This window comes from Streptomyces sp. NPDC104581, from assembly GCF_055583685.1.
On the sequence record NZ_JBVJNN010000025.1, the window covers coordinates 1 to 22,586 of the forward strand.

General features: G+C 72.5%; 16 protein-coding genes, 1 tRNA gene and 1 riboswitch. Of the genes, 8 read left to right on the plus strand and 9 right to left on the minus strand.

Annotation, left to right across the window (positions count from 1 at the left end; all coding sequences use genetic code 11):
* Nucleotides 1–387: 387 nt before the first annotated feature.
* On the minus strand, nt 388–930 hold the full coding sequence (locus tag ACZ61E_RS20865) for a MarR family winged helix-turn-helix transcriptional regulator (protein WP_469701332.1): 543 nt from the start codon (nt 928–930) through the stop codon (nt 388–390).
* Nucleotides 931–1,076: 146 nt separating this feature from the next.
* Here ACZ61E_RS20865 and ACZ61E_RS20870 point away from each other — a divergent pair, with 146 nt between their 5' ends.
* On the plus strand, nt 1,077–2,360 hold the full coding sequence (locus ACZ61E_RS20870) for an MFS transporter (protein ID WP_469701399.1): 1,284 nt from the start codon (nt 1,077–1,079) through the stop codon (nt 2,358–2,360).
* A gap of 17 nt (nt 2,361–2,377) precedes the next feature.
* Here the strand turns inward: ACZ61E_RS20870 and ACZ61E_RS20875 are convergent, their stop codons facing one another.
* Both ACZ61E_RS20875 and ACZ61E_RS20880 read right to left on the minus strand, forming a co-directional pair.
* Nucleotides 2,378–4,165, minus strand: coding sequence for an ATP-binding SpoIIE family protein phosphatase (locus ACZ61E_RS20875; protein WP_469701333.1), 1,788 nt, complete (start codon nt 4,163–4,165; stop codon nt 2,378–2,380).
* Between the two features lie 137 nt (nt 4,166–4,302).
* On the minus strand, nt 4,303–5,751 hold the full coding sequence (locus ACZ61E_RS20880; protein ID WP_469701334.1) for an NAD(P)/FAD-dependent oxidoreductase: 1,449 nt from the start codon (nt 5,749–5,751) through the stop codon (nt 4,303–4,305).
* Between the two features lie 322 nt (nt 5,752–6,073).
* On the opposite strand from ACZ61E_RS20880, the gene ACZ61E_RS20885 reads away from it, so the two are divergent.
* A complete protein-coding gene (locus tag ACZ61E_RS20885) occupies nt 6,074–6,856 on the plus strand; it encodes a TetR family transcriptional regulator (protein ID WP_469701335.1) in 783 nt (260 codons plus the stop codon).
* Between the two features lie 337 nt (nt 6,857–7,193).
* Nucleotides 7,194–9,200 (plus strand): sigma-70 family RNA polymerase sigma factor, encoded by a 2,007-nt coding sequence (locus tag ACZ61E_RS20890; RefSeq protein ID WP_469701336.1) that lies wholly within the window; start codon nt 7,194–7,196, stop codon nt 9,198–9,200.
* 45 nt (nt 9,201–9,245) lie between these two features.
* Here ACZ61E_RS20890 and ACZ61E_RS20895 read toward each other — a convergent pair whose 3' ends face one another.
* Nucleotides 9,246–11,345, minus strand: coding sequence for an asparagine synthase-related protein (locus ACZ61E_RS20895; RefSeq protein WP_469701337.1), 2,100 nt, complete (start codon nt 11,343–11,345; stop codon nt 9,246–9,248).
* 583 nt (nt 11,346–11,928) lie between these two features.
* Here ACZ61E_RS20895 and ACZ61E_RS20900 point away from each other — a divergent pair.
* From ACZ61E_RS20900 to ACZ61E_RS20915, 4 genes are all read left to right on the plus strand, one after another.
* A complete protein-coding gene (locus tag ACZ61E_RS20900; RefSeq protein ID WP_469701338.1) occupies nt 11,929–13,464 on the plus strand; it encodes a sporulation protein in 1,536 nt (511 codons plus the stop codon).
* A gap of 159 nt (nt 13,465–13,623) precedes the next feature.
* Complete coding sequence (gene lhgO / locus ACZ61E_RS20905) at nt 13,624–14,871, plus strand: L-2-hydroxyglutarate oxidase (protein ID WP_469701339.1); 1,248 nt, start codon at nt 13,624–13,626, stop codon at nt 14,869–14,871.
* A gap of 229 nt (nt 14,872–15,100) precedes the next feature.
* A complete protein-coding gene (gene trmB / locus ACZ61E_RS20910) occupies nt 15,101–15,859 on the plus strand; it encodes a tRNA (guanosine(46)-N7)-methyltransferase TrmB (RefSeq protein ID WP_469701400.1) in 759 nt (252 codons plus the stop codon).
* 198 nt (nt 15,860–16,057) lie between these two features.
* Complete coding sequence (locus ACZ61E_RS20915) at nt 16,058–17,320, plus strand: PrsW family intramembrane metalloprotease (RefSeq protein WP_469701401.1); 1,263 nt, start codon at nt 16,058–16,060, stop codon at nt 17,318–17,320.
* A 67-nt stretch (nt 17,321–17,387) separates the two neighbouring features.
* Here ACZ61E_RS20915 and ACZ61E_RS20920 read toward each other — a convergent pair whose 3' ends face one another.
* The 5 genes from ACZ61E_RS20920 to ACZ61E_RS20940 all read right to left on the minus strand — a co-directional run bounded on the left by ACZ61E_RS20920 (nt 17,388) and on the right by ACZ61E_RS20940 (nt 21,724).
* Nucleotides 17,388–18,452: a M23 family metallopeptidase gene (locus ACZ61E_RS20920; RefSeq protein ID WP_469701340.1), complete on the minus strand. Its 1,065-nt coding sequence runs from the start codon at nt 18,450–18,452 to the stop codon at nt 17,388–17,390.
* An 11-nt stretch (nt 18,453–18,463) separates the two neighbouring features.
* Nucleotides 18,464–18,619: riboswitch (cyclic di-AMP (ydaO/yuaA leader) on the minus strand.
* A gap of 336 nt (nt 18,620–18,955) precedes the next feature.
* The gene (locus tag ACZ61E_RS20925) at nt 18,956–20,176 is read right to left on the minus strand and encodes a PP2C family protein-serine/threonine phosphatase (RefSeq protein WP_469701341.1); all 1,221 of its coding nucleotides are present in this window, start codon (nt 20,174–20,176) and stop codon (nt 18,956–18,958) included.
* A 318-nt stretch (nt 20,177–20,494) separates the two neighbouring features.
* Nucleotides 20,495–21,241: a MerR family transcriptional regulator gene (locus tag ACZ61E_RS20930; protein ID WP_469701342.1), complete on the minus strand. Its 747-nt coding sequence runs from the start codon at nt 21,239–21,241 to the stop codon at nt 20,495–20,497.
* A 159-nt stretch (nt 21,242–21,400) separates the two neighbouring features.
* Nucleotides 21,401–21,474, minus strand: a tRNA-Met gene (locus ACZ61E_RS20935).
* Between the two features lie 70 nt (nt 21,475–21,544).
* Nucleotides 21,545–21,724: a hypothetical protein gene (locus ACZ61E_RS20940; RefSeq protein ID WP_078076433.1), complete on the minus strand. Its 180-nt coding sequence runs from the start codon at nt 21,722–21,724 to the stop codon at nt 21,545–21,547.
* A 100-nt stretch (nt 21,725–21,824) separates the two neighbouring features.
* Between ACZ61E_RS20940 and ACZ61E_RS20945 the strand changes: the two genes are divergently transcribed.
* The gene (locus ACZ61E_RS20945) at nt 21,825–22,481 is read left to right on the plus strand and encodes an HAD family hydrolase (RefSeq protein ID WP_469701343.1); all 657 of its coding nucleotides are present in this window, start codon (nt 21,825–21,827) and stop codon (nt 22,479–22,481) included.
* Nucleotides 22,482–22,586: the final 105 nt, after the last annotated feature.

Here is a 22,586-nt window from a genome sequence, read left to right on the forward strand (position 1 = left end):
TTGTGCTGTCTTGCGTTTCCGACTCTATCAGAACCTTTCGGCGCCTGATTCCCAGTCAGCGGGTTTGTCTTTCCGGCCCTGCGGCCGTTCCGACGTTTCAAACTCTAGACCGTTTCCCCCTCGACTCACAAATCGAGTCCCGGTAAATCGATTTCGGCATGCCGAAATTGTTCCCGGTCCGGGGGATCCTGCGGAGTTTGTGTGCCGCATCGAAGCGGCCGGAGTGTGCCGTGGAACCGTTACGGCTCCATGACAACTCGAAGAACCTTACGGACCGGTCCGGGCGGTGTCAACTCGGGTCGGCCGCACCCGCCGCCGGGCCGGTCTCCGACGGCCCGAGCCCCCGTCAGTTCCCCGCCGGTGCGCTTCGGTTCTCGCCGCCCCACGTCAGTCCAGGTCGGTCAGGCGCCCGCCGGCGTCCGGCTGGGCGTGTTCCACCCGGCGGAGCAGGCGGGTCAACAAGGCGCCCAGGATCCCGCGTTCCTCGGCCGAGAGGTCCTGGAGCAGGTCCTCCTCGAAGTCCGAGGCCATACGCATGGCCTCCAGCCACTTCGTACGACCCTCGTCCGTCAGCTCGACGATCACCCGTACGCGGTTGTTCTCGTCCCGGTCGCGCGTGACCAGGCCCTCCGCCGCCATGCGGTCGACGCGGTGGGTCATCGCCGCCGGGGTGAGGCCGAGGCGTTTGGCCAGCTCCCCGGGGCCGAGGCGGTACGGGGCTCCGGCAAGGACCAGGGTCTTCAGGACTTCCCATTCGGCGTTGCTGATGCCGAGGTCGGAGACCTGTCTCCCGTACGCCACGTTCATCCGGCGGTTGAGCCGGCCGAGCGCCGAGACGACCTTCTCCACCTGGGGGTCGAGGTCGTCGAACTCGCGCTGATAGGCGGCGATCTGTTCGTCGAGGCTCGGTTCGTCGGGGGTGTCTGACATGCCGGGCAGTATGGCACGCCCGTCGTTGGCGTTGAAGTCCTTCGGTGTGTATTGTTGAGCTTCTAACTTTAGCTTTGAAGTCTTCAGATTTCAGGTCTTCCAGTGTTGAGTCTTCTCCTCAGAGGCGGGTGAGTGTGACCAGGGTGATGGGCGCCGCGATGCGCCGGATCCAGGCGGGGAACGCGCTGAGCGCGTTCGGGCTCGGGTTCACGGTCCCGTATCTCTATGTGTATGTGGCCCAGGTGCGGGACCTGGGTGCCGGTACGGCGGGGGCAGTGCTCGCCGTCTTCGCCATGGCCGCTCTTGTCGTCCTGCCCTTCACCGGGCGTGTCATCGACCGGCGCGGCCCGTTGCCCGTCGTCGTCGGTGGTGCGGTGCTCGCCGCCGTGGGCGCCGTCGGTATGGGGGTGGCGGCGAGTGTGTCCGCCGCCGTGCTCTCGGCCGTGCTGCTCGGCGCCGGTACGGCAGTCATGCAGCCCGCGCTCGCCACGATGATCGTGTGGTGTTCCGAGCCGTCGGGCCGGACCCGGGCCTTCGCGACGCAGTTCTTCCTCCAGAACCTCGGGCTCGGCGTCGGTGGTCTGATCGGTGGACAGCTCGTCGATGTCGGCAGGCCGGGAAGCTTCACCCTGCTGTTCGGCATCGAGGCCGCGATGTTCCTCGTGCTGGCCGCCGTCGCGGGCACGGTCCGGCTCCCGCGCATGTCCGCCACGGCCTCCCTTCCCGAGGAGATGGCGGCGAGGGCCGGGGGTGGCGGAATGCGCGCGCTGCTCGGACACCGGGCGATGGTGCAGCTGTGTGTGCTGGGCTTCGTGCTGTTCTTCGCCTGCTACGGGCAGTTCGAGTCGGGGCTGGCGGCGTACGGCACCGAGGCCGCCGGGATCGACCCGTCGACGCTCGGGATCGCGCTGGCCGCCAACACCGCCGTGATCGTCGTCGCGCAGTTCGTCGTGCTCAGGCTCGTCGAGCGGCGCCGGCGGAGCCGGGTCGTCGCCTCCGTCGGGCTGATCTGGGCGCTCGCCTGGATCATCGCCGGGTACGCGGGCCTGGGTCACGGCAGCCAGACGATGGCGACCGCCGCCTTCATCTCCACGTACGCGCTGTTCGGACTCGGTGAGTCGATGCTGTCGCCGACCGTGGCCCCGCTGGTGGCGGACCTGGCGCCGGACGGGATGGTCGGGCAGTACAACGCCGCCTTCGCCCTGGTCAAGCAGCTCGCGCTGGCCGTGGGGCCGGCTGTGGGCGGCCCGATGGGGGCCGCGTTGCACGGCCCGTACATCGTGACGTTCGTACTCTTCTCGCTCGGTGTCAGCGTGCTGGCGCTCCGGCTGGGGCGGTGGCTCACCCCCGTCCAGGACCAGCCGTCACTGGCGTACGGCTCGCGTGTCGTGGCCGTCCACAAGCCCGAGGCCGTCCCCGCCTCCTACTGAGGGCGCCGCGCCGTCCGTCAGTGCGGCAGGGCGAACTCGCACCAGACCGCCTTCCCGCCGCCCGGTGTACGACGGGAGCCCCAGGACGAGGCGATCGTCGCGACGATCGAGATACCGCGGCCCGCCTCGTCCGCCGGTTCCGCGTGGCGGCGCAGCGGCAGATGGTCGTCCCCGTCGGTGACCTCGATGATCAGCCTGCGGTCCGTGCGGCGGAGTCTGAGCCGCATCGGCGGGGTGCCGTGCTGGAGGGAGTTGGCGACGAGTTCGCTGGTGGCGAGGACGCCAAGGTCCTTGAGTTCGACGGGGAAGCGCCATGAGGCCAGGACTCCCGAGGCGAACGCGCGGGCGCGCGGGGCGGCCTCGATGCCGCCGAGCAGGTCGAGCGCGGCGTTGTGGAACAGCTCGGCGGAGTGCCCGGTGCGGGCGGGGTGCTGGAGGACGAGGACCGCGACGTCGTCGTCGTGCTCGGCGGTGACGCCCATCGCGCGGATCAGCCGGTCGCAGACGACCTGGGGTGATCCCTTGGCGCCGGCCAGCGCGCGTTCCAGGGACGCCACGCCCTCGTCGATGTCCTCGCTGCGGCGCTCGACGAGACCATCCGTATAGAGGACGGCGGTCGAGCCGGGTGCCAGCTCGATGGAGCCGGACGTGTGGATCCAGCCGCCCGTGCCGAGCGGGGGGCCCGTCGGGTCGGCGGCGCGCGCGACGCTGCCGTCCTCGGCACGTACGAGGATGGGCAGATGGCCCGCAGACGCGTAGACGAGCCGGCCCTCGTTGGGGTCGTGGACCGCGTAGACGCAGGTGGCGATCTGGCTGGGGTCGATCTCGGCGGCGAGTCCGTCGAGCAGTTGCAGGACCTCGTGCGGGGGCAGGTCGAGGCGGGCGTACGCGCGGACGGCGGTGCGCAGTTGACCCATGACGGCCGCCGCGCGGACGCCGCGGCCCATGACGTCGCCGATGACCAGGGCCGTGCGGCCGGCGCCGAGGGTGATCACGTCGTACCAGTCGCCGCCGACGGCCGCGTCCGTACCGCCCGGCTGGTATGTGGCGGCGACGCGCAGGTCGTCGGGCTGTTCCAGCTCCTGGGGGAGCAGTGAGCGCTGGAGGGCGACGGCGGTCTCGCGGAGCCGGCGCTCGCTGGCGCGCAGGCGTTCGGCGGCCTCGGCGTGGTCGGTGACGTCGGCGGCGAAGACCAGGACGCCGCCGGCCCCGCCGGTCTCGACGGGGGTGCAGGTCACCGTGTACGAACCGTCACGGGCCACGGTCGCCGAGCCGTTGACCGAGGCGTGGGCGGCGGTGTGCGGCGGCGCGCCGGGTGTGGCCGCCAGGACCTTGCGGGACTTGACCGTGCGGGGCTTCCCGCTGCGCAGCACCTGGTCCATCAGGGGCATCAGGCCCAGCTCGACGAGTTCGGGGCAGCCGTCGGCCGCGGCCGTGCCGGGCTCGCGTGGTCCGAAGGCGTCCGTGTAGGCGTCGTTGACGTACGCCACGCGGTGATCGGGGCCGTACACCAGCGCGACGAGGGCGGGGAGACCGCCGAGGACGTCGCGGACGGAGAGCTCTTCGAGGACGGGGATTCCCGCCGGCTCCCCGCCCGGTCTTCCGTCCGGGTGCCCGCCGGTCCGGTCGCCGTCGTGCTCGCCGTGTCGTTCGAATTCACCACGGGCGGCGGGCACGGAACTCTTGGCGCCCGGTGAATGCGCGGAATTGTCGCGTGGCTTGGCAGGGGAGTCTCCCGAGCCCGTCCGCGCGGCGATGCGGCGCTGTGTACCGGGGAGCCGGGCGCTCCAACGCGTGAAATTCACGGATTTTCAGGCCTCATGGTGTCGTTGCTGTTCGCCTTGGCGGGCTACCGGATCGCTCTCTGCGGAATCACTCTGTGCAGATGTGAACCCACCTATGGTCACACGTTCAGTGTGGCCGACGGGACTGACAGGGGACGTCAGACGTCTCTGGGTCGTTCCATTCCGGCGGCGAGTTCGAACTCGGCCCGTGGGTGCTCCAGGGAGCCGAGGGAGACGATCTCCCGTTTGAACAGTCCCGAGAGGGTCCACTCCGCCAGTACGCGCGCCTTGCGGTTGAAGGTGGGGACGCGGCTGAGGTGGTACGCGCGGTGCATCAGCCATGCCGGACGGCCCTTGAGCTTTCGGCCGTACACCTGCGCGACGCCCTTGTGGAGGCCGAGCGAGGCGACGGAACCGGCGTACCGGTGACGGTAGTCGGTCAGCGGTTCGCCTCTCAGGGAGGCGACGATGTTGTCGGCGAGTACCCGGGCCTGGCGGACGGCGTGTTGCGCGTTGGGGGCGCATTCGGCGCCGGGCTCGTCCGCCGCCAGGTCGGGGACGGCGGCCGCGTCACCCGCCGCCCAGGCGTGCTCGGTGCCGTCGACGGTGAGCCGGGCCGTACAGATGAGCTTGCCGCGTCCGTCGAGGGGCAGGTCGCTGGCGGCGAGGACGGGGTGCGGTTTGACGCCCGCCGTCCAGACGACGGTGCGGGTGGGGAAGCGGGTGCCGTCGCTCAGTACGGCGATCCGGTTCCGGCAGGAGTCGAGCCGGGTTCCGAGACGTACGTCGATGTTGCGGGCCCGCAGCTCGCGGACGGCGTACTTGCCCATGTCGTGGCCGACTTCGGGGAGGATTCGGTCCGATGCCTCGACCAGGATCCACTTCAGGTCGTCTGCCTTGACGTTGTGGTGGTAGCGGGTGGCGTAGCGGGCCATGTCGGCCAGTTCTGCGAGCGCTTCGACGCCCGCGTAGCCGCCGCCGACGAAGACATAGGTGAGTGCGGCGTCGCGCAGTTCCGGGTCGCGGGTGGAGGAGGCGATGTCCATCTGTTCCAGGACGTGGTTGCGCAGGGCGATGGCTTCCTCGACGGTCTTGAAGCCGATGCCGTGTTCGGCGAGGCCGGGGACCGGGAGGGTGCGGGAGACGGAGCCGGGGGCGAGGACGAGTTCGTCGTACGTCATCTCGAAGGATCCGGGGACGGCGTCCGCGTCCGGGGTGCCGGCTCCGGGTCGGTGGGTGTCGGCCCTCGCGGCGGCCTCTTCCTCGGAGGCGAGGGTGGTGAGTGTCGCGACGCGCCCGGCGTGGTCGATGGATCTCGCCTCACCGACGATGATCTTGCAGTCCGGCAGGACGCGGCGCAGCGGCACCACGACGTGGCGCGGTGAGATCGAGCCGGCGGCGGCCTCGGGCAGGAACGGCTGGTAGGTCATGTACGGGTTGGGCGACACGACCACGACCTCCGCCTCGCCGCGCCTGAGCTTCTGCTGGAGCCGGAGCGCGGTGTACATCCCGACGTAGCCGCCGCCGACGACGAGAACGCGTGCGCGGGGCGGTGGTGCGGGGGTCGTCCCCCGGGAGATCTCTGCCTTCACCACCCCATGAGGCATCGGGCTCCTTGGTTTGTCCACAGCCCCGGCAAATTGTGTGACCGGAGCCCTCCGCGGGCCCTGAGGGCGCAAATCCCCCTGTGGCGGGGAAGGTTCGCAGGTCAGGTGGTGCGGGGCCGGTGGCTGGAGAGTGTCGAATCAGGCATCTTCCGGTCCTTGCTCCGATCGGGGGGCGCACTGTGCGGAACCACCCCCTTCTGAATTCCCCGGGGCTCAACTATGTTCGTACTCCGTCGGGGTGTCGACCGTGACTGGTCGAAAAGCCCCGGCTGTCAAGGCGGGGAGGTCTCCGGGGGGAGACGTCATTACCGGGGGAACGCTTATGCACATTCAGGATTCTCATTGGCAGGCCGTCGTCTCCGCGGACGGCAACGGACGCGCGAGCACGGGCGGTGTCGGCCGGGCCGCACCGCTGCGCGTCGACGCTCAGCGCAATCTCGAACATGTCCTGCGGGCGGCTCGTGAGGTGTTCGGCGAGCTCGGTTACGGGGCGCCGATGGAGGACGTCGCGCGCCGGGCCCGTGTCGGGGTCGGCACGGTATACCGGCGGTTCCCCAGCAAGGACGTGCTGGTCCGCCGTATAGCCGAGGAGGAGACCTCCCGGCTGACGGAGCAGGCTCGGGCGGCTCTGGGGCAGGAGGACGAGCCGTGGTCCGCGCTCGCGCGCTTCCTGCGGACGTCGGTGGCTTCCGGCGCGGGCAGGCTGCTGCCGCCGCAGGTGCTGAGGGTCGGGGTCGACGTCGACGAGTCGACGGTCGTGCCGGACTCGGCGGACGAGGCACGGGTGCCGCACCAGCGGCAGTCCGGTCAGCCGGATCTGCGCGTGGTCGTGGCGGGGGAGCACACCTCCGCCGACCAGGTCGGCGCCCTGGACAAGGAGCTGGTGGATTCGGCTTCCGGGACGGTCGAACTGCTCGATGTCGTGGGGCAGTTGGTCGAGCGCGCCCGGTCGGCCGGAGAGCTGCGGCCGGGGGTGACGGTGGCCGATGTCCTGCTGGTGATAGCCACGGCGGCGCCCGCGCTGCCGGACGCGGCTCAGCAGGCGGCGGCTTCGGCCCGGCTGCTGGACATCCTGCTCGAAGGGCTTCGGTCCCGGGCGGCGTAGTGCGGGTGCCCGGTGGGTGCCCGCGGTGTTCGGCGACGTCAACTTGAGGTGGTGGGGTGGTAGTCCGGACAGCAGTTCGTCCGACTACCGCACCACGCCTCGCCGTGGGCATCGCCGTGAACGCCTTCCGGCAGGTGCTTCGGGTACGGACGTCCTGGTGAACGACGTTTCCGCGCCGGCCGGTCGAACGGGGCCGGTCGGGTCGTGGTCCCGCGCCCTTGTTCCGGTGACGAATCACGTTCGAGTGGCCGCTGTCAACGGGGGTTTGGCGGTGGCGGGCGCTGTGGCACGCTGACTCGGTGTTTCGGGTCGGCAGGACGCTACGGGGGCTTGCGCGATGAGCGGTGACGGACGGAACGAGCCACTGGGTGGCGGCGCCGGGAGTACGGAGCCCGGAGGGCCCCCGTCCGGGCAGGTGCCGAGCCAGGGCGGGCCGGGAGGCTCGTCCGGGGCGTCCGGGCCTGTCGGTCCCACCGGTGCTTCCGTCGGTCCGCCTGCCGGTCCTGTGGTGCCTGTGCCGACGCCGGACGGGGCGGACGCCAGTGTGCCGTCGCAGCGCGAGCACGGCGGCCGGCCGGCCGGGGCCCCCGTGGAGGGGCGGGCAGCCGATCTGCCCCCGTCGGACGCCGAGTTGATCCAGCGCATGCGGGACGGGGACGACGGGGCGTACGAGGAGCTGTACCGGCGCCATTCGGCGGCCGTGCTGCGTTACGCGCGCACCTGCTGCCGGGACGCCCACACCGCGGACGATCTGACGGCCGAGGTGTTCGCGCGCACACTCCAGGCGGTGCGCGGGGGCGCGGGTCCCGAGCAGGCGGTGCGCGCGTATCTGCTCACGACCGTGCGGCGCGTCGCCGCGGCGTGGACGAAGACGGCCAAGCGCGAGCAACTGGTCGAGGACTTCGCGGTGTTCGCGGCGGAGTCCGCCCGCTCGTCCGAGGTCTCGGACGACGACACCGTCGATCTGGGCGCGGACGTGCGGGCCATGCGCGAGGCCGAACGGTCGCTCGCGATGCGGGCGTTCCGCAGTCTGCCCGAGCGCTGGCAGGCGGTGCTCTGGCACACCACCGTCGAGGAGGAGTCGCCGAGCGAGGTGGCACCGCTCTTCGGCCTCACGGCCAACGCCACGGCGGTGCTGGCCAGTCGGGCGCGTGAGGGTCTGAAGCAGGCGTATCTCCAGGCACATGTGAACACGGCGGTCGCCACGGCCGGCGACTGCGCGCGGTACGCCGACCGGCTCGGGGCGTTCGCACGCGGCGGGCTGCGGATCCGCGCCGAGCGCGGGCTGCGCAAGCATCTGGACGAGTGCGCGAAGTGCCGGATCGTGGCGGGCGAGCTGGCGCACGTCAACGCCGGGATTCCGGCGGTGCTCCCGATCGCGGTGATCGGCTGGTTCGCGGCCGGTTACTCGCTCAAGGCCGCCGGGGTCGTCGCCGGCGGCGCGGCCGGCGCGGCCGGGGCCGGTGCGGCGGCCGCGGCCGGCGGCGCGTCGGGCTCGGCGGGCGGCGCCGCCGGTGCGGCGGGCGGCGCGGCGGCCGAGGGGCTGGGCGCGCCGATGAAGGCGGGGATCGCTGCGGTCGTCGCCCTCGCCGCGGCGGCCGGGCTGGTGTGGGCGCTGACGGGGGACGAGGTTCCCGACGAGCCGCGGGCGAAGCCGCCCGTCGTACAGCCCGTGGTACCCGAGGAACCCGCGCCGGAACCGGAGCCACCGGCCGCGCCGGCCCCGGAGCCCCGGCCGACGCCACCGCCCGAGAAGCCCGCGCCGAAGCCAGAACCGGAGCCGAGTCCCACGCCGACGGAGGCGGAACCGGCACCGCCGAAGCCCGAACCAGAACCGGAACCGGAGCCCGAGGCGCCGCCGCCGGCCGCGCCGAAGCCGCCCGCCCCGGCGCCGCCGCCCCCTCCGGCACCGGAGGAGTACCAGGTGAACCGGCTCAGTTTCGACGTGACCGGTGACGGGTCCGGGCCCGAGGTGCTGATCGGGCAGAGCAGTTGGCTCTGGCAGCGCCCCGGCATGTCGATCGGCGGCGCGCGGTACGAGCACGGGGCGTCCATGCACGCCTCGGGTTCGGTGACCATCCAGCTCAACCGCCCCTGCGTCACCTACCGGGCGATGGTCGGCGTGGACGATCTGACGCTCGGTCTGGGCGCGGTGCGCTTCTCCGTGTACGGCGACGGCGGGCGGCTCTGGCGGTCCCCGGTGGTGCGCGGCGGCGAGGACGCGGTGCCGGTGAATGTGGGGATCGCGGGCCGGAAGAGGATCCGGCTGGTGGTCGAACCGCACACGCCGTCCGACTCGGTGGCGGTGGCCGACTGGGCGCGGTCCAGCATCAGTTGCGGGTGACCGGCCGGACGGACGGAGGAGCCGTTCGCTCCTCGGGGCGACGCCTCAGGGGTGCAGGGTGGGGCGGCGTGGGACCACGCCGCCCGCCACCGCGCGCTGGCGCGGGGCCGCCGTGCCGGTCCAGCAGGTGCCGCGGCGGGACAGCAGCCGCCGGAGCCAGAGTTCCGTGGAGACGAGGTCGGCGATGCCGTCCAGCGGGATCGGTTCGCCCTCGGCCGCCTTGCGCAGCGCCTTGCGCACCACACGTGCCTCGATCAGTCCGGCGTCGGCCAGCAGCGGCGCGTCGAACAGGGCGATGAGATCGCCGACGGCCGCCCGCATCCCGGTGCGGGTCGCGGCGGCGGACGTCGCGTGCGTCGTGGCGCCCCAGCCCGGCGGCAGGTCGTGGATGCCCGCGCCGGCGAGGACCGCGCGCAGCACGTCGGCGCGGGCGCCGGGCTGGACCCGCAGCGATTCGGGGAGGGCTCGGCAGGCCCGTACGACCTGGTTGTCGAAGAACGGCGCGTGGAGCCGCTGGCTGCGGATCTCGGCGGCCTGCTCGAAGATCCGGTGGTCGGCGGCGTGCCGGGCCAGCGCGGCCCGTGCGCGGGCCTCTCCGGGCCGCTGGACGGATGTGGGGCGGATGGCCGCCGATGTGAGACGAACCGATACTTCGGCCAGGGCCTCGCCCGTGAGCCAGCGCGCCGCCGGTCCGGGCCGTGACCAGGTGAGCGCGGCGAGGGAGGCGCCCAGCGGCCCGTCGGCGGCAGGCGCCTCGCGTTCGCGGTGGGCGCCGGGCAGTCGCGCGGCTGCCTCTTCGAGTCCGGTGCGGTAGGGCGTACGGGCGAGGCGGCGGGCCGCGCGGTAGACGGTCAGTGGCACGAACAGCGAGCCCGCCGCGGGCCCTTGGGCCTTGGCGAGCGCGGTGGCCGGCCGCAGCAGGTCGCGGCGGCGCCGGTCGATCAGCAGGTCGGCCAGGCGCGCGGGGTGGGCGTCGAGCACCTCGCGGGCCCCGGCGCCGGTGAAGTGGTCGGCGCTGCCCGCGGCGAGTCTGCGGCGGTGGCGTTCGGCGGTGACGAGGGAGGGGCCGGGCTCGTCGGTCAGCGGGCCCTCCAACTCGGCGTAGGGCAGGGCCTCTTCGCCCGCGGCGACGACCACGTGGTGCAGCCGGGGATTGGAGGCCATGGCGCGGGCCCGTTCCAGTTCGGCCTCGCGCCCGCCGGTGGCCAGGTCGTTGAAGGTGACGGCGAGGAGCCGTTCGCCGGCGCCGGTGCCGTGGCCGAGTACGGTGCCGGGCGCACCGGGCAGTCCGGCGGCGAGCAGGGCGAGGGTGCCGGATGCGCTGCCGCCCGACAGGTCGGCGCCGATGCCGGGGACGGGGCCGCCGCGGGCGGCGCGCCGGTCGGCGGGCCCCATGCCGGGCACCGGACCGGGGTCGGGCGGTGTGGTCTCGGGTGCGTGACGCGGCGCCAGGAGTCTGGCCCGTACGGCTTCGACGAGGGCGTCCCTGACTCCCTCGACGGCCCGTTCGGGGTCGACCTGGGGGGCGGCGACGGCGAGCGAGGAGACCTGTTCGTACCCGGTGATCTCACGGGAGCCCTCGCGCAGGACGAGGGCGTGGCCGGGCGGGACGCGTTTGACGCCCGCGTACGGTGTGGAGTCGCGCAGCGCCTCGGGGGTCTCGGGGCAGGCGAGCAGCGCCGCGAGGTGTCCGATGTCGAGCTGTGCCTCGATGAGGTCGGCGAGTGGCAGGGCGGCGGTGGCGTACGCGGTGCCGTTCGCCCACGGCGTGTGGAAGACGGGTCTCGCGCCGGCGAGGTCGCCGGCAACGGTGATCCGGCGGCCGATCTGGGCGACCGCCGTGTAGCTGCCGGGCCAGGCGGTGAGATGGCGCAGGGCGCCGCCGCGGGCGGCGAACAGGCCGATCTTCAGCTGTTCGTCGGTGGCTCCGCAGCAGCCGAACACGGCGAGCCGGGTGAACGGGTCGACGCTGACGACGCGGACCTCGTCGTCGCGCCAGTCGCCGACGGCCCAGAGCGGATCGGGGTCTCCCCACAGGAGTTGGGAGCCGACGGGGTGGACCGTGCGGCCCTCGGACTGATCGCCCACGGAGCCCGCCGTGCCGAAGCTCGCGGCGATACTGCTCCACCCCACCAACCAGCGCATCGGCGCCTCCACAGCCTGTGGACCAAGAGTCGTACCCGTCGTCATCAGTCGTTCGTGAACATGCTGCCACGACAACGGCACACAGGAGTGGCCCCCGTGAGGGAGCGCGAAATGCGAATGCGCCCCTGGCAAAGGCCAGTTGACGCGGTGAGGGGCTCCGGCCGGACAGACAGGATTCAGCCAATCTCCGAGCCCGATCCGCCGACAGAACGTCGGTAAATGTACAGTCCGGGAGGCGCCATCACCTCCCGGACCGATCCGCCACCCGCGGGGAAATGAGGCGGCGGTGTCCCCCAGCCCACTGGTTCCAGTACGCAGCGGGCCGACCCACGCAGCACTCATCGAAGCGCTCCCGGCCTCTTTAGGCCAAGAGCGCACGGCCGGGCGCACGGCCACACGCCCGGAGCACGTTCGATCCGCGGCGGGTTTCACACGCACTCGCGTGCGGACAACAATCCCGCCATCCGGACGTCCGCCCCTTAACGGTAGGGATGCGGCGAACTACGCTGGGTTTACGAATGCCACGGGGTTCCTCAGAAAGAGGGGCCGGCGCGGCGGCCGTCTGTGTGTCGAGGGGTGACGCATGTCCAGGGAGCTACGCGGGCCGAACGAGAAGCTCGGCACCGTTCTCGCCCTCGCGGGAATCAGCAACGCCGGTCTCGCCCGGCGGGTCAACGACCTCGGGTCGCAGCGCGGTCTGACGCTTCGGTACGACAAGACGTCGGTGGCGCGGTGGGTCTCGAAGGGGATGATCCCGCAGGGTGCGGCGCCCCATCTGATCGCCGCGGCCATCGGCTCCAAGCTCGGCCGGCCCGTGCCACTGCACGAAATCGGCCTGGCCGACGCCGATCCGGCGCCGGAGGTGGGTCTCGCCTTCCCGCGCGACGTGGGTGAGGCGGTGCGGTCGGCGACCGATCTGTACCGGCTGGACCTGGCGGGCCGACGGGCGGGCAGCGGTGGCATCTGGCAGTCGCTGGCCGGTTCCTTCGCGGTCAGCGCATATGCCACGCCCGCTTCGCGGTGGCTGATATCGCCCGCCGACTCGTCCGTCGCGCGGGACGCGGCGATGGCCGAGGCGGCGCGCAGAGCGCACCCGGCGCACGGCGGACCGGGGTTGACCGCGCCCCCGGGGCCACCCCTCGTGCCCGCGGCGGCCGGCCCCGGGGCCCAGGGGGCCGACGGCGGTGGCGAGCTGTCGCCCCTGCGCGTGGGCCACAGCGATGTCGCCAAGCTCCGCGAGGCGGCGGCCGACGCCCGGCGCTGGGACTCCAAGTACGGCGGCGGGGACTGGCGTTCGTCGATGGTGCCCGAGTGCCTGCGCGTCGACGCGGCGCCGCTGCTGCTCGCCGCCTACAGCGACGAGGTCGGCCGCGGTCTCTTCGGCGCGACGGCCGAACTGACCAGGCTGGCCGGGTGGATGGCCTTCGACACCGGCCAGCAGGAGGCGGCGCAGCGGTACTACATCCAGGCGCTGCGGCTGGCCCGCGCGGCGGCGGACGTGCCGCTCGGCGGCTATGTGCTGGCCTCGATGTCCCTCCAGGCGACGTACCGCGGTTTCGCCGACGAGGGCGTGGACCTGGCCCAGGCCGCGCTCGAACGCAACCGGGGGCTCGCGACCGCCCGCACCATGAGCTTCTTCCGGCTCGTCGAGGCACGCGCGCACGCGAAGGCGGGCGACGCGGCGGCGGCCGGGGCCGCGCTCAAGGCGGCGGAGGGCTGGCTGGAGCGCTCCCGCGCGGGCGACGCCGACCCGAGCTGGCTGGGCTTCTACTCCTACGACCGCTTCGCCGCCGACGCCGCCGAGTGCTACCGCGATCTGAAGGTGCCGCATCAGATGCGGCGCTTCAACGAGCAGGCGCTGTCCCGGCCGACCGAGGAGTTCGCACGGTCGCACGGGTTACGCCTGGTGGTGAGCGCGGTCGCCGAACTGGAGTCGGGCAATCTGGACGCCGCGTGCGCGGCGGGTACCCGTGCCGTGGAGGTGGCGGGGCGGATCTCGTCGGCGCGCACCACGGAGTACGTACGGGACCTGCTGCACCGTCTGGAGCCGTACGGCGACGAGCCGAGGGTCGCGGAGCTGCGGGAGCGGGCCCGTCCGCTGCTGGTGGCGCCCGCGTAGGCGTACGCGGGACGGCCGGGCGGGCGCGCCGCCGCGGGCACCGGTGGGCGGGCCCGCCGGCCGGATGCCCGGTGAACGATGAGGGACACGTGTGGCACCCCGGTGGTTTAAGGGCACTGTCAGTGGGCCAGTGCACTATCGGGGTGGGAGGTTGCGCGAGTGAAGACAGACGGCTCGGGTCGCGTGGGCGGCCGTGGCTTCGACTGCGACGTGCTGGTGATCGGTGGCGGCATCGTCGGTCTCTCGACGGCCTACGCCCTCACCCGTGCCGCCCCCGGCACCCGTGTGACGGTCCTGGAGAAGGAGCCCGGCCCCGGGCGGCACCAGACGGGGCACAACAGCGGAGTCATCCACAGCGGTGTGTACTACCGCCCCGGATCCCTCAAGGCGCGCTACGCGATCAAGGGCGCGGCGGAGATGGTCAAGTTCTGCGCGGAGTACGGCATCGCGCACGAGGTCACCGGCAAGCTCATCGTGGCCACCGGCCGCGACGAACTGCCCCGGCTGCACGCCCTGGTCCAGCGCGGCAGGGAGAACGGCATTCCGGTCCGTGAGCTGGGCCCGGCCCAGATCATGGAGTACGAGCCGGAGGTGCGCGGTCTGGCCGCGATCCATGTCGCCACGACCGGGGTGTGCGACTTCGGCGCCGTCGCGGCGCGGCTCGCCGATTCGGCGCAGGCGTCGGGCGCGTCCGTGCGGTACGGCGCGGAGGTCACCGCCGTCGACCGGCGGGAGTGGGGTGTCGCCGTCCGTACGGCCGCCGGTGAGGTGGTCAGGGCCCGCGCCCTCGTCAACTGCGCGGGGCTCCAGTGCGACCGGGTGGCGCGGCTCGCGGGCGACGACCCGGGCATGCGGATCGTCCCCTTCCGGGGCGAGTACTTCGAGCTGGCCCGGCCGGATCTGGTCCGCGGGCTGGTCTATCCGGTGCCGGACCCGGCCTTTCCGTTCCTGGGGGTGCATCTGACGCGCGGTGTCGACGGCGGCGTCCATGTCGGCCCCAACGCGGTGCCCGCGCTGGCCCGTGAGGGGTACTCCTGGTCCGCCGTGCGCCCCCGTGAGATGGCGGGCACCCTGGGCTGGCCCGGCTCCTGGCGGACAGCCCGCAGACACTGGCGGTACGGCGCGGGCGAGCTGAGGCGCTCGCTGTCCAAGCGCGCCTTCGCCACCGCCGTACGCCGACTGCTGCCCGCCGTGACGGACGCCGATCTGCGCCCCGCGACCGCCGGCGTGCGCGCCCAGGCGGTGCTGCGCGACGGCACGCTGGCCGACGACTTCCTGATCCAGCGCGCACCGCGCACGGTCCATGTGCTCAACGCCCCGTCACCGGCGGCGACGGCCGCGCTGCCGATCGGCCGCGAGGTGGCGGAGCGGGCGCTGACGATGCTGAGGGAAGCGGACGGCGCGTAGGGCGCGTCCAGGAAGCCGCGTCCGGCTCCCGGCTGCCGGAGGTGCCCCCGGTCCCCACCGGCCACCACGGGCACTGCCGGCGGGTCCGTAGAATCGAGAGGATCCCGCCCGACCCCGACGTGCCCGAGAAAACGTGTCCCAGACCCAGATGAACCCGAACAGCGACCGCGAACGCGACGGCGACAGCGCCGACAACGCGCCCGCCGACCGCACCGACCCCCGGAGCCGGATGTTCCCCGAGGGCAGGGGCCCGGCCGCCGACCCCGCCGGATCGCACTTCGAGCGCCGTATCCGCAGCTTCCAGCCGCGCCGCAGCCGTGTGACGACCGGGCAGGCCGACACCCTGCGGCGGCTCTGGCCCTCCTGGGGCCTGGACATCGACGGCCGGAGCGTCCTCGATCTCGACGCCATGTTCGGCGGGCTGCCGGTGGTCCTGGAGATCGGCTTCGGCATGGGCGAGGCGACCGCGCGGATGGCCGCCGACGACCCGCACACCGGGATACTCGCCGCCGACGTCCACACACCGGGGCAGGGGAACCTGCTGCGGCTCGCCGAGCGGAACGGGCTGTCCAACATCCGGGTGGCCAACGGCGACGCGATCATCCTGCTGCGGGAGATGCTGCCGCCCCGCTCGCTGGCCGGGCTCCGCGTCTACTTCCCCGACCCGTGGCCCAAGAAGCGCCACCACAAGCGGCGGCTGATCCAGCCCGAGTTCCTCGACCTGGTCGCGCCCCGGCTGAAGCCCGGCGCCGTACTGCACTGCGCCACCGACTGGGAGCCGTACGCCGAGCAGATGCTCGGCGTACTGACCGCGCACCCCGCCTACGAGAACACCTCTCCCGACACCGGCTACGCGCCCCGGCCCGGCTTCCGGCCGCTCACCCGGTTCGAGGGCCAGGGCCTGGAGAAGGGGCACGCCGTGCGCGACCTGCTCTTCCGCCGGGTCTCGGACGGCGCGACGGCGGACCGGGGCGTCTCCGGAAAGTAGCGCCGGGCCGGGGCGGGCCGCGCCGGGACGGGCCGGGCACCGTCGCGGGTTGTCGGTGCCCCTCGTTAGGGTCGGCAGGTGTCCGAACCGTTCCGACCGTCCCCGCCCACGACCGCGCCTTCACCCCCACCCGGGCCCGTGCCCGCACCCGCGCACCCGTCCGTCCCCGCGTACGAGCAGCAGCGGCGGCTCGGTGACATGTGGGCCGCCGTGCCGGAGCGGTCCCGCTGGCGCTACCGGCCGCGCCGTTCACCCTGGCGCCACCCGGCGGTGCGCGCGGGCGCGGTGGTCATCCTGCTCGCCCTGTGCGGACTGCTGATCCTGTCGCTCGTCCGGGAACAGACCGGCACCCAGGGCTTCCTGGTCGGTCTCGGTCTGGCGATCCTGCCCGTGCCGCTGCTGATGGCGGCCTTCCGCTGGCTGGACCGGGTCGAGCCGGGCCCCTGGCGCGATCTCCTCTTCGCCTTCGCCTGGGGTGCCTGCGCCGCCGCCCTCGTGGCGATAACGGCGAACTCCTTCGCGACCCAGTGGATAGCCACCGCCACCGCCGATCCCGGTGGCGCGGAGTCCCTGGGCGCCACCGTGGTCGCGCCGATCGTCGAGGAGAGCGCGAAGGCCGGCGCGATCCTGCTGATCTTCCTCTTCCGCCGGCGGTCCTTCACTGGTCTGGTCGACGGAGTCGTCGTCGCGGGCTTCACCGCGACCGGTTTCGCGTTCACCGAGAACATCCTCTATCTCGGCAGCGCCTTCGGCGAGGACCAGCAGATCGGCAACTCGGGCCTGGCGTCCGTGACCGCGGCGACCTTCTTCGTCCGGGTCGTGATGTCGCCGTTCGCGCATCCGCTGTTCACGGTGCTGACGGGCATCGGCTTCGGTATCGCCGCGCTGGCCACGCGCCGCCAGCGCGTGCGCCGTCATCTGATGCCGGTCCTCGGCCTCGTGCTGGCCATGGGCACGCACGCCCTGTGGAACGGCTCGTCGTCGCTGTTCGGCCCGTACGGCTTCTACGCGGTGTACGCGGCCTTCATGGTGCCCGCGTTCGCCCTGCTGACCTGGCTGGCGATATGGAGCCGGCAGCGCGAACTGCGCACGGTCGCGGCCGAGTTGCCCGCGTACGCGGCGGCCGGCTGGCTCGCCGGGGCCGAGCCGCTCGCCCTGTCCTCGATGCGGGCGCGCTCGATGGCGCGCACCGTCGCGGGGCGCGACCACGGGCCCGCCGCGGCCCGCACGGTCGCCGAGTACGAGGCGTTCGCGACCTCGCTGGCGTTCCTGCGCCACCACGCGCGGCACGGCAGGGCGGGACCGGACTACGTCGAACGGGAGCAGGAGCTGCTGCACCACCTGTGGCAGCGCCGGGAGACGGCGTCGCCCGCGCTGGCGTACGCGGCGCGGGCGACGGGGCGGGTGTGGACGCCGCCGCCGTACATCGACTACGGCGGCTACAACCCGTATCGGAGCTGAGTACCGCTTCTGCGGTCAGCGGATCGGGCCGGACGGGGCCGGTTCGTCCGGCCCCGTCCGGAGGCGGTCAGGGAGTGAGGCCCTTGCCGCGCAGCCAGCTCAGCGGGTCGACCCCGCTGCCGCCCCCGGTCCGTACCTCCAGGTGCAGGTGAGGGCCGGTGACGTTGCCGGTGGCTCCCACGCGTCCGATGGTCTCGCCGGTGGTGACCTTCTGGCCGGCGCCGACCGTCATCGAGGACAGGTGGGCGTACAGGATCTCCGTACCGTCGTCGAGCTCCAGCACGACGCGGTAACCGTACGACCCGGACCAGCCCGCCGACTTGACGGTCCCGGTGTGGACGGCCTTGGTGGGCGTGCCCGTGGGGGCCGCGAAGTCCAGGCCGGTGTGCTGGCCGGAGGACCACATGGAGCCGGTCTGGCCGTAGGTGGAGGTGAGCGTGTACGAGGAGGTGGGCAGCGAGAAGCTGGCGGCCAGCTTCTCCAGGCGCTCCTTCTCCGCCTTGGCCTCCGCCGCCTCCTTGGCCTTGCGCTTCTCCTCGGCCGCCTTCTCCTCCGCGTCGGTCTGCTGCTTCTTGGCCTCGGCCGCGGCCTGCTCGGCCGCGGCGGCCTCGGCGCTCGCCTTCTGGGCTGCGTCGGCCTCGGCCTGCTGCTGCTCCGCCTGCTGGAGGATGCGGGCGCGCAGCGCCTCGCCGGAGTCGGTGGTGCCCTGCTGGGCGTCCGCCGCGGTGAGGGCCGCCGTGGTGAGCGGGGAGGGCGTCTCGTCGCTCTTCTTGTCGCCGTCGGACATGAAAGTCCCGACGCCGGGAAGGGACTTGGCGTCGGGAAAACTGTCCGAGATCGCGTCGGGAAGTGATATCGAGACCGCTGGCTTGTCCTGGGCAGAGGCGATGCCTCCCGCGCCGACCGCGGCGATGACACCCACTCCGAGGACCGTGGAGCTGCGGGCGAGAGCGTTGCGCTGCTTGGCGACACGGTGCTTGCCGCGTACGGGACGGATGGATTCCGCGGTGGGATTCCACTCCTCCCAGTCCCTGCTCGCCTCGCCGTTGCTGTGATCGGTGCCGGTGAGCCGGCTGCCGGGGCCGAAATGGGCCGGGGCTGAGGCTTCGGGGGCAGGCCTGTTGGACGCCACTGGGGCGCTCTCCTTTCCTTCCTTCTCGCCTACCGGGTTAGCTGACGGGTTCGGAGCAGGAAGGTCTCCTACGGGCGTTCCTGACCGCACGAAGCGAACAAGAGGCGCCCGATTCACCCCAATTGGTGGTTCCCCGGTTTCCTCGCGGAATTCGGCGCGTGCGCACGGTGCCGTCTCTTTCGACGGCTGGGACAACCGCGCTGCGTTATCGAACGTTAATAGACGACCGGCGCTTATTCCAAGCTGTTCCGGGTGATCATTAGCGATGACGGGCAGGATCAACCGGCCCACAAGCGGGCACAATCGGGCGAGTTGATCGCCCTGCGGGCCGTGTGTGATCGCACACTCGAACTGACGGTGCGTCAAATGTTATGCGGAGTGGTGCGCTTCGACTACACAGCGTGCCGGACCGGATGACGACACCGCCCCGGCAACCGGTAGTCGGTGGTCGGTGGTCGGCCACCGGTGTTACGGGGAGCGCGACGGGGCGACCACGGGGCGACTCACGGCACGACGGGCATCGTCCTGCGCCGCTCCGGCTGCCCCGCTGCCGGCCGGCTGACCGCCAGCAGCGCCATGTCATCCGTACTGCCGCCGCCGGTGTGCAGCCGTACGTCCCCGACGATCGCCTCCAGCAGTTCGTCCGGACCGGGGAAGATCCGTCCCGCCAGCCGTTCGCGCGGGTTGTAGAAGACACCCGCCGCGTTGCGCGCCTCGGTGAGACCGTCCGTATAGAGCAGCAGCGTCGATCCGGACCCGTACGGGACCTCGTCCGCCCGGTCCGGCCACGCCCCCAACTCGCCCATTCCGAGCGGCAGCGCGGGGTCGGACGGGACCAGGACCGTCAGCGCGCCGTCGGCGGCGATCACCATCGGCTCCGGGTGCCCGCGGTTGACCACCCGCACCATGCCCTCGACGTGCGGGATCTCCGCCAGTACGGCGGTCGTGAACCCCTCGAAGAGATCGATCCCACTGCGCCGGGTGCCTTCGCGCGCCAGCGCCCGCTCCAGCCGCTGCGCGACCCCTTCGAGCGAGCTCTCCTGCTCGGCGGCCTCGCGGAAGGCGCCGATGACGACGGCCACGGTCTCGACCGCGCCCATGCCCTTGCCGCGTACGTCACCGACCACCAGCCGCACCCCGTACGCCGTGTCCTGGACGGCGAACAGGTCACCCCCGATGAACGCGCCCTCCTCGGCCGCCTCGTAACGGGCCGCGATATGCAGCCCGCCTATCCGGGGCGCGGGTGTGGGCAGCACGGCGCGCTGCGCCGCCTCGGCGATGACCCGCGCGGAGGCGAGCCGTTCGCCGCTGCGGCGCACGACACCGTTGATGGCCAGCGCGAGCACGGAGACGGTGAAGACGGTCAGCGATTCGGTGATCGTCTCGATCCCGCCCGCCGTGCCGTTGTAGAAGTGCAGGCCGAGGATGGCGGCGACCGACACGACGCCGACGAGCAGGGTGCGCGCGAACGAGAAGAACGGCGCGGCCACCAGCGGCGCCGACGCGAAGAGCGGGGATGCGGTGATGGAGGTCGGCGTCGCCTGGTCCAGGACGATCGCCACCACGATGATCAGCACGGGCAGGATCTCCACGAACGGGTGCGGCGAGCGGGCCGCGTGCCGGCCGCGCCGCCGCCCGCCCGGCTGGAGATCCTCGGGCCCGAAGCCCGGCGGGTGCTTGTCCAGGGCGCTGGGGGTGTTCCAGGCGGGGTCCTCCGGAGGCATCTCCGCCTCGCGGAATCCGGCGTCGGCCCGCCGGAACCCACGCCGGATTCCCCGCTCGACGGTGTCCCTGAGACCGCGGAGACCGGACCCTGCGGGGCCGCGGTGACGCCGTACGGCACCCTCCCGGGAACGGTCGCCGCTCCCGCCGCCCGCTGGCCCGTCGTCTCCGTTGTCTCTCAGGTGCCCCACCAGTCGTCTCCCGCCCGGTCCGTCGACGGCCGCGCACGGTACCGCGCCCTTCCAGGCTCACTCTTTCCGCGCCCAGCGGCTACCCGGCCGTCGACCGACTGGCCTACGGACGGAGCCCCGGGGCGGCCGTCAGTCGGTGAGATGACGCTCGGCGAACACCTTCATCGCGTCCCGTACGAGCACGGCCGCGCCCTCCTCGTACTTGTCGTAGTTCCGGCCGAAGCGCGGGTCGTCGACGTACATCGCGGTGACCCCGACGACATACGACCTGCCGACGGTGGACGTGGCCGACAGCCACTCGTAGTGGCGGCGGGCGAGCGCCTGCGCCTCCTCGCTGTCGGGGGCGCGCCCCTCCTTCCTGGCCCGGCCCCAGTCCCGGGCGATGTCCTCGTGCCGGGACATGAACTCCTGCCGCTCGCTCGCGCTCAGCGAGCGCCACCAGCGATCCCCCTTCTCGTAGGCGTCGCGGCCCCACCGCTCGGTCACCTCGCGTTCGTACCGCGTGTGATCGAAGCCGTCGAGGATCTCCTCGGCCATCAGCTCTTCTCCGTTCTCGGTCTTGTGGAGAGTGGTCCGCACCGAGGCGATGAGCCGTCCCACCCGCTCTCGCTCCTGTTCCAGCAGCGAGAGATGGGTGCGCAGTGCGGCGGCCGTGTCCTGTTGGCCGTCGAGGATCCCGGCGATCGCGGGCAGGCCGAGGCCCAGCTCACGCAGCAGCAGAATCCGCTGGAGCCGGACCAGGGCGTCCTGGTCGTAGTAGCGGTAGCCGTTGCCGCCGACCCGGCTCGGGGTCAGCAGCCCCAGCTCGCCGTAGTGCCTGAGCGTCCGGCTCGTCGTGCCGGCCTTCTTCGCGATGTCCTGGATCGACCACTCCATGTCCGGAACGCTAAATCTTGACGTTGCGTAAAGGTCAAGCCCGATTCCGCGGGGCGGGCGCGGCGAGGTGATGCGCCAGAGGCGGCCGACTACGGGGGGAGGAGCGGACATACGGCGAAGGCCCGGATCCAGTGGATCCGGACCTTCGTCCTCAACCAGTAGCGGGGACAGGATTTGAACCTGCGACCTCTGGGTTATGAGCCCAGCGAGCTACCGAGCTGCTCCACCCCGCGTCGTTGAGTTCAACTTTACGCCATCCGGACCAAGATCATCTCCATTTTCCCGTCCGGGGCCCCGATCGGCCTAAGCGGCCTCGACCACATCGGCGTGGACTGCGGCCGCCCACTCGACCAGAAGCCGCTGATACTCGTCCTGCTCGGCGGGGGACAGCGTCCGGCCGGCCCGCGCCCACAGGGCACGGATCTCCGTGTTGACAACGGCGGCAGGACGGACGGAAGCACGGGCATCAGAGGAAGCTGACATGGAGTAAGGCTACGGCCAGCCACTGACAATCGGCAGAGCGTGTACCCCACGTCCTCGTATCGCCACCGTCCGGAGCCGCTCAGCCCCTACGCTTGGGCCGGTGATCGAGACCATCGTGTTCGACGTCGGCGAGACCCTCGTCCGCGACGACCGCCACTGGGCTTCCTGGGCCGACTGGCTCGGCGTCCCCCGCCACACCGTCTCCGCGCTGGTGGGCGCCGTGACCGCACAGGGCAGGGACAACGCCGACGCCCTGCACCTCATCAAACCCGGCATAGACGTCGGCGAGGCGTACCGGGCCAGGGAGGCCGCGGGCCGGGGCGAGCACCTCGACGAGTCCGATCTCTATCCCGACGTACGGCCGGCCCTTGCCGGACTGCACCAGCTCGGCGCGCGCGTCATCATCGCCGGCAACCAGACCGTGAAGGCCGGTGAGCTGCTGCGGGGCCTCGACCTGCCGGCCGATCTGGTCGTCACGTCGGGCGAGTGGGGCGTGGCGAAGCCGTCGGCGGAGTTCTTCGCCCGGGTCCTGGAGGCGGCGGACACCACCCCGGAACGGATTCTGTACGTGGGCGACCACCCCATGCACGACCTGTTCCCCGCCCAGCGGGCCGGGCTGCGGGCGGCGCATCTGCGGCGGGGACCGTGGGGCTATCTGACGGCGGACGATCCGGACGTCGTCGCGGCGGCGGACTGGAGGATCGACACGCTCACGCAGCTGCCGCCGATCGTGGCGGAGCTGCGGCAGCCGGCCTGAACGAGCACGACCGGCGCGGGTGGGCATACGCGGCGGCGCGGGACCGGCGGGCGGGCGACCGGACGCGGCGGGCGGTACGGAACCGTACGGGCGGTGGCGGGCGAC